Annotated in this window: 1 rRNA gene; it reads right to left on the reverse strand. The window is 49.3% G+C overall.

Annotation, left to right across the window (positions count from 1 at the left end):
* Window positions 1-224: ribosomal RNA gene (locus tag ABR397_RS23215) — 16S ribosomal RNA — on the reverse strand; the annotation flags it as partial.
* Between the last annotated feature and the right edge of the window lie 285 nt (window positions 225-509).

The raw sequence follows: 509 nt of genomic DNA on the forward strand, positions 1-509 counted from the left end.
GGCGTGAGGCCCTTTCAGGTCCCCCACTTTGGTCTCGCGACATTATGCGGTATTAGCCACCGTTTCCAGTGGTTATCCCCCGCCCTCGGGCAGATCCCCAGACATTACTCACCCGTCCGCCGCTCGTCAGCAAAAGCGCAAGCGCTTTCCTGTTACCGCCCGACTTGCATGTGTTAGGCCTGCCGCCAGCGTTCAATCTGAGCCATGATCAAACTCTTCAATTAAAAGCTTGATGCTCAAAGAAACTGACTGTTATTTCGTTATGAATTAACTGTTGTTCACTCTTCAAGACTTAATGTATTTTTTTGTGATACGGTCTTGTGAGTGCCCACACAGATTGTCTGATTAATTGTTAAAGAGCAGGCTGACATAAAAATTAATATTCTCGTTCAGCCGGGCTGCGTATACTACGCTTTTCGCCCGCAGAGTCAAGCGCTTATTTGCTTTGCTCTGCCTGGCCTCACACGCTTTGTCAGCGTTGTGTCGGTCAGTGGTGGCGCATTATAGGG

The organism is Photorhabdus viridis, from assembly GCF_040256935.1.
GTDB lineage: Bacteria > Pseudomonadota > Gammaproteobacteria > Enterobacterales > Enterobacteriaceae > Photorhabdus > Photorhabdus viridis.